Raw genomic sequence first — 4,440 nt, 5'->3', positions numbered from 1 at the left:
GCGCCACGAAGCGCAAATACACCCATTCGAAGGTATAGAAATAAGCAAACTGCATGGTTTGATTGAGCACCACAATGACCGCCAACCACGTCAGGGTTGTGGTTAATGGATCAAAAGCGCTATTGGTTAGTTGATTAACCGCAGTACCGACAAACCAGATCATCGCTGTATTCGCCACGGTAATACCCACTAACAACAAACACATTAACGCGATATAGGCATTATCCTCACGCAAATATGGCGCGACATACCGCCTGATCGCCCTGGTGTTTTTAAGCAACTGAACCAGGCTCGGTTGGATGTTATTTACCATAGTTTGTAAGTGTGGTGGTTGGCCGTTTGCTTGTTGGTTATATCGCCAGATGGTGCATTGTCATTATAGGGCAGTTGTTTTTAAAGTAAAAATAGCTGCAGTAAAAACCGCAAATGTAAAAACAGGCGCTAACAAAACGGCGTCAGAGGTCAGAGTACGTCCTTGTCAGCACAATAAAAATAGCAGGCAATAAAAAAGGCGCTGTTCACGAGATTGTGAATTAGCGCCTTGTCGTAATGCTGACAGTCTGAAAGTTAATTTCCCCTAGAGGAAAAATACATCAGTTTGTTTTTTTATTGTGGACCTATTAGCAGTTCTACTAGCTTAAACAAGAGGACACCCATGCCTTTGTTCCTCTTGTTATCCCTGCTTAGGCCACATGCCAGCCGCCCTGAAGATTCTGTATTTGTTGCTGTTCTAAACTGCACTCAGCAACTCAATTTCGATCGAGTGTATCAGTGCAAATTCCCTTGCGTCAAGTGTTCAATTTGCATCCAGTTGTTGACTCCATCACTGTAACTTATTGTTATTATTATTTTATTTTACTTGATGGTGTAAGTATTGCCTTACACAAGAAATCAAAATTCTACGACAATCGCTGATTTATTAAACGAAAATCGTTGCTCGGGTTGCCCGCAAAATTTCAAACTGGTCCTCCCAGGTACACTCAGTAGCTGGGGGACTAGTGACTACCATACCTGATAAACATCCAGCCAATAAAAAAGCCCCGCTTAATTGCGGGGCTTTAACTAACACTTGCGGGTATAGCCGGGCTTACATCATGCCGCCCATGCCTCCCATACCGCCCATGTCCGGCATAGCAGCGCCACCAGCAGCTTCCTGAGGCACTTCAGCAACCATAGCTTCGGTTGTAATCATCAGACCAGCCACAGAAGCTGCGTTTTGCAGGGCTGTACGAGTGACTTTGGTGGGATCCAGGATACCCATGGCAACCATGTCACCATACTCGTCAGTTGCCGCGTTGAAACCGAAGTTACCTTCACCTTCTGCAACTTTATTCAACACCACTGAAGGCTCCCCACCGGCGTTCGATACGATTTGGCGCAGAGGCTCCTCCATGGCACGTCGTGCGATGTTGACACCCACATCCTGGTCATGATTGTCAGCCTTAATATTTCCAAGTGTCTGTAATGCTCGAACCAGAGCAACACCACCACCGGGTACGACGCCCTCTTCTACTGCTGCGCGAGTTGCATGTAACGCGTCTTCTACACGCGCTTTCTTTTCTTTCATTTCCATTTCAGTGGCTGCGCCAACTTTGATAACTGCAACACCGCCAGCCAGCTTGGCTACGCGTTCCTGCAATTTTTCTTTATCGTAGTCAGATGAAGCTTCTTCAATTTGCGCACGAATCTGACCCACACGTGCTTCAATATCAGCAGGCTTGCCAGCACCATCAATGACCGTTGTATTTTCTTTAGTGATAGAAACGCGCTTGGCAGTACCCAGGTCTTCGATAGTGGCTTTTTCCAGAGATAGACCCACTTCTTCAGAAATAACGGTAGCGCCTGTCAAAATGGCAATATCTTCCAACATCGCTTTACGACGATCACCAAACCCCGGTGCTTTAACCGCACAAACTTTCACGATGCCGCGCATGTTGTTCACAACCAAAGTCGCCAACGCTTCGCCTTCAACATCTTCCGCCACAATGACTAAGGGTTTGCCCGCTTTAGCGACACCTTCCAGCACGGGCAATAAATCGCGAATGTTGGAGATTTTCTTGTCGTGAATCAGGATATAAGGGCTTTCCATTTCTGCACTCATGCTTTCCTGATTATTAATGAAGTAAGGAGACAGGTAACCACGATCGAACTGCATACCTTCTACTACGTCGAGTTCATTTTCCAGGCCAGAACCTTCCTCAACAGTGATAACGCCTTCTTTACCCACTTTACCCATGGCATCGGCAATGATGCGGCCAATGCTTTCATCAGAGTTGGCGGAAATAGTACCTACTTGCGCGATGGCATTATCGTCTTCGCAAGGCTTGGACAAATCTTTTAATGCATCAACTGCAGCAACTACAGCTTTGTCGATACCACGCTTCAGGTCCATTGGGTTCATGCCTGAAGCTACTGCTTTCATGCCTTCCGCCAATATGGATTGTGCCAATACAGTCGCTGTCGTCGTACCGTCACCGGCGATATCCGAAGTTTGTGAAGAAACTTCTTTCACCATTTGCGCACCCATGTTTTCGAACTTGTCTTCCAGCTCTACTTCCTTAGCCACTGACACACCGTCTTTAGTGATGGTAGGAGCGCCAAAGCTCTTTTCAAGAACAACATTACGTCCTTTAGGACCCAGGGTAACTTTCACAGCGTTTGCCAGAACATTAACGCCGGCTGCCATGCGATGGCGGGCTTCGTCACTGAATTTCACTTCTTTTGCAGTCATGTGTAATCCTCTTTAACTATTAATTTGAATTCGATAAGCGATTATTTAGTAATCACACCGGTGATGTCGTCTTCGCGCATCACTAACAGGTCTTCACCTTCGATTTTGATCTCGGTGCCGCCGTATTTACTAAACAGGACTTTGTCACCCACTTTGACGTCAAGAGGACGCACTTCACCGTTTTCCAGAATTTTACCTTTTCCTACGGCAACGATTTCTCCCTGGACGGGTTTTTCTGTTGCAGAATCCGGAATCACGATACCTCCCGCGGAAGTACGCTCTTCCTCCATACGGCGTACGATGACACGATCATGCAAAGGACGAATATTCATGTACTATCTCCTTGATAGAAAAAGCTTTTTTTTAAATGTATGAAAAATTATTTATGGTGCTGTTAGCACTCTAATTTGATGAGTGCTAATAATAGTGACGAATAAATTAAAATCAAGGGCTGGCAGAAAATTTATTCGTGTGAAAAATCAGAAACTAACACGGCAGAACTAACTACTCATCGCGACGGAATTCTCCTTCGATAACATCAGGTCGATGTTGGTGATGCGAGCCTTGCTGGTGAAAACCACCGCCGGGAGGCTTACCCGTTGGCCCTCTACCAGAAGGGAATTGAAAAATTCTCTGGAAAAACCATAAAGCCATTGCGCGACGCAACGGCGGGACCAAAGCCAGAAATCCAATGGTATCTGTAAAAAATCCGGGCGTCAGTAACAAGGCACCTGATACTAATAACATGGCACCTTCCAGTAATTCGATTGCAGGTATACCGCCTTGAGCGGCTGTTTGTTGCACACGACGTAAAGTCGAAAAACCTTGTATGCGCAGCAACCACGCGCCAAGTACCGCGGTAAAAACTACAGCAAATATAGTGGCTGGTGTACCTATTACGGATCCAATTTCTATTAACAAATAGATTTCAACGATTGGAATTATAAAGAACAGTGCGAGTAAAATGACAAATGGATTCATAATAGGTGTTTAAAAACAGTAACAAACGTTGGTTATAGGACTCCAGGTATGTACAGGTTTTAAGCCTGACATACCTTTCAAGCGGACGTTTTATCTATATAATGGCGACCGCGACAATTTAAAGATGTGTGAAAGCTTAAAGTTGCCGATAGCGTAGACCTTAGGAGCAGGAGATCGTTCCGGTATCTGTTTTTAAGGGCGCCAGCAAAACCACTATACTGGTAATGAAATTGCTATGCAAACAAAGGATATGCAAGGAAAAAACTCAGAAATTTGTTTAGTCCTTAGTACTTGCCCGAACCAGGATGTTGCCGAATCCATCGCCGTGATGCTGGTTGAAAACAAATTAGCTGCTTGCGTGAATATCGTACCTGGCCTGACTTCTGTATATGAGTGGCAAGGTAACATTGAAAAAAGCCAGGAGCATCTTTTAATAGTAAAAACCAGGTCCACCGCCTTCCACGCTGTGGAAACTGCCATACTGGACCGTCATCCCTATGAACTTCCGGAAATAATCAGCATCCCATTAAACAACGGTTTGGCTAATTATTTGTCATGGATTGACGACAATGTAGCACCAATCAATTGAGGTCGTGATGAACAATCATAAACTAAGAAACTTCCTGTTATTTCTAAGCTTCCTACTACCCTTGCCAGCTTTTGCAGCCGTCGAAGCGCTCGACACCGGCATCATGGAAGACGAACCCCTGCCACCGGAGCAAGCTTTT

5 protein-coding genes are annotated in these 4,440 nt (G+C 45.3%); 1 reads left to right on the top strand and 4 read right to left on the bottom strand.

The features are described from left to right. From ACWVCM_RS15610 to ACWVCM_RS15595, 4 genes are all read right to left on the bottom strand, one after another. Window positions 1-313: hypothetical protein (locus ACWVCM_RS15610; RefSeq protein ID WP_455202692.1), on the bottom strand; the 313-nt coding region annotated here is incomplete at its 3' end. A gap of 774 nt (window positions 314-1,087) precedes the next feature. After that, window positions 1,088-2,731, bottom strand: coding sequence for a chaperonin GroEL (gene groL, locus ACWVCM_RS15605; RefSeq protein WP_455202691.1), 1,644 nt, complete (start codon window positions 2,729-2,731; stop codon window positions 1,088-1,090). A 41-nt stretch (window positions 2,732-2,772) separates the two neighbouring features. After that, on the bottom strand, window positions 2,773-3,063 hold the full coding sequence (gene groES / locus ACWVCM_RS15600; RefSeq protein ID WP_455202690.1) for a co-chaperone GroES: 291 nt from the start codon (window positions 3,061-3,063) through the stop codon (window positions 2,773-2,775). 172 nt (window positions 3,064-3,235) lie between these two features. Next, on the bottom strand, window positions 3,236-3,712 hold the full coding sequence (locus tag ACWVCM_RS15595; RefSeq protein WP_455202689.1) for an FxsA family protein: 477 nt from the start codon (window positions 3,710-3,712) through the stop codon (window positions 3,236-3,238). Window positions 3,713-3,947: 235 nt separating this feature from the next. Here ACWVCM_RS15595 and cutA point away from each other — a divergent pair, with 235 nt between their 5' ends. After that, window positions 3,948-4,301, top strand: coding sequence for a divalent-cation tolerance protein CutA (gene cutA, locus ACWVCM_RS15590; RefSeq protein WP_455202688.1), 354 nt, complete (start codon window positions 3,948-3,950; stop codon window positions 4,299-4,301). Window positions 4,302-4,440: the final 139 nt, after the last annotated feature.

Source organism: Kaarinaea lacus (assembly GCF_975902315.1).
The sequence above is the reverse complement of the archived record's forward strand: the minus strand, read 5'-3'. Positions and strand labels throughout refer to the sequence as shown.

Bases quoted from the DNA above. Each gene is read 5' to 3' on its own strand.
- groES (WP_455202690.1), bottom strand. From the start codon at position 3,063: ATGAATATTCGTCCTTTGCATGATCGTGTCATCGTACGCCGTATGGAG.
- cutA (WP_455202688.1), top strand. From the start codon at position 3,948: ATGCAAACAAAGGATATGCAAGGAAAAAACTCAGAAATTTGTTTAGTC.
- groL (WP_455202691.1), bottom strand. From the start codon at position 2,731: ATGACTGCAAAAGAAGTGAAATTCAGTGACGAAGCCCGCCATCGCATG.
- ACWVCM_RS15595 (WP_455202689.1), bottom strand. From the start codon at position 3,712: ATGAATCCATTTGTCATTTTACTCGCACTGTTCTTTATAATTCCAATC.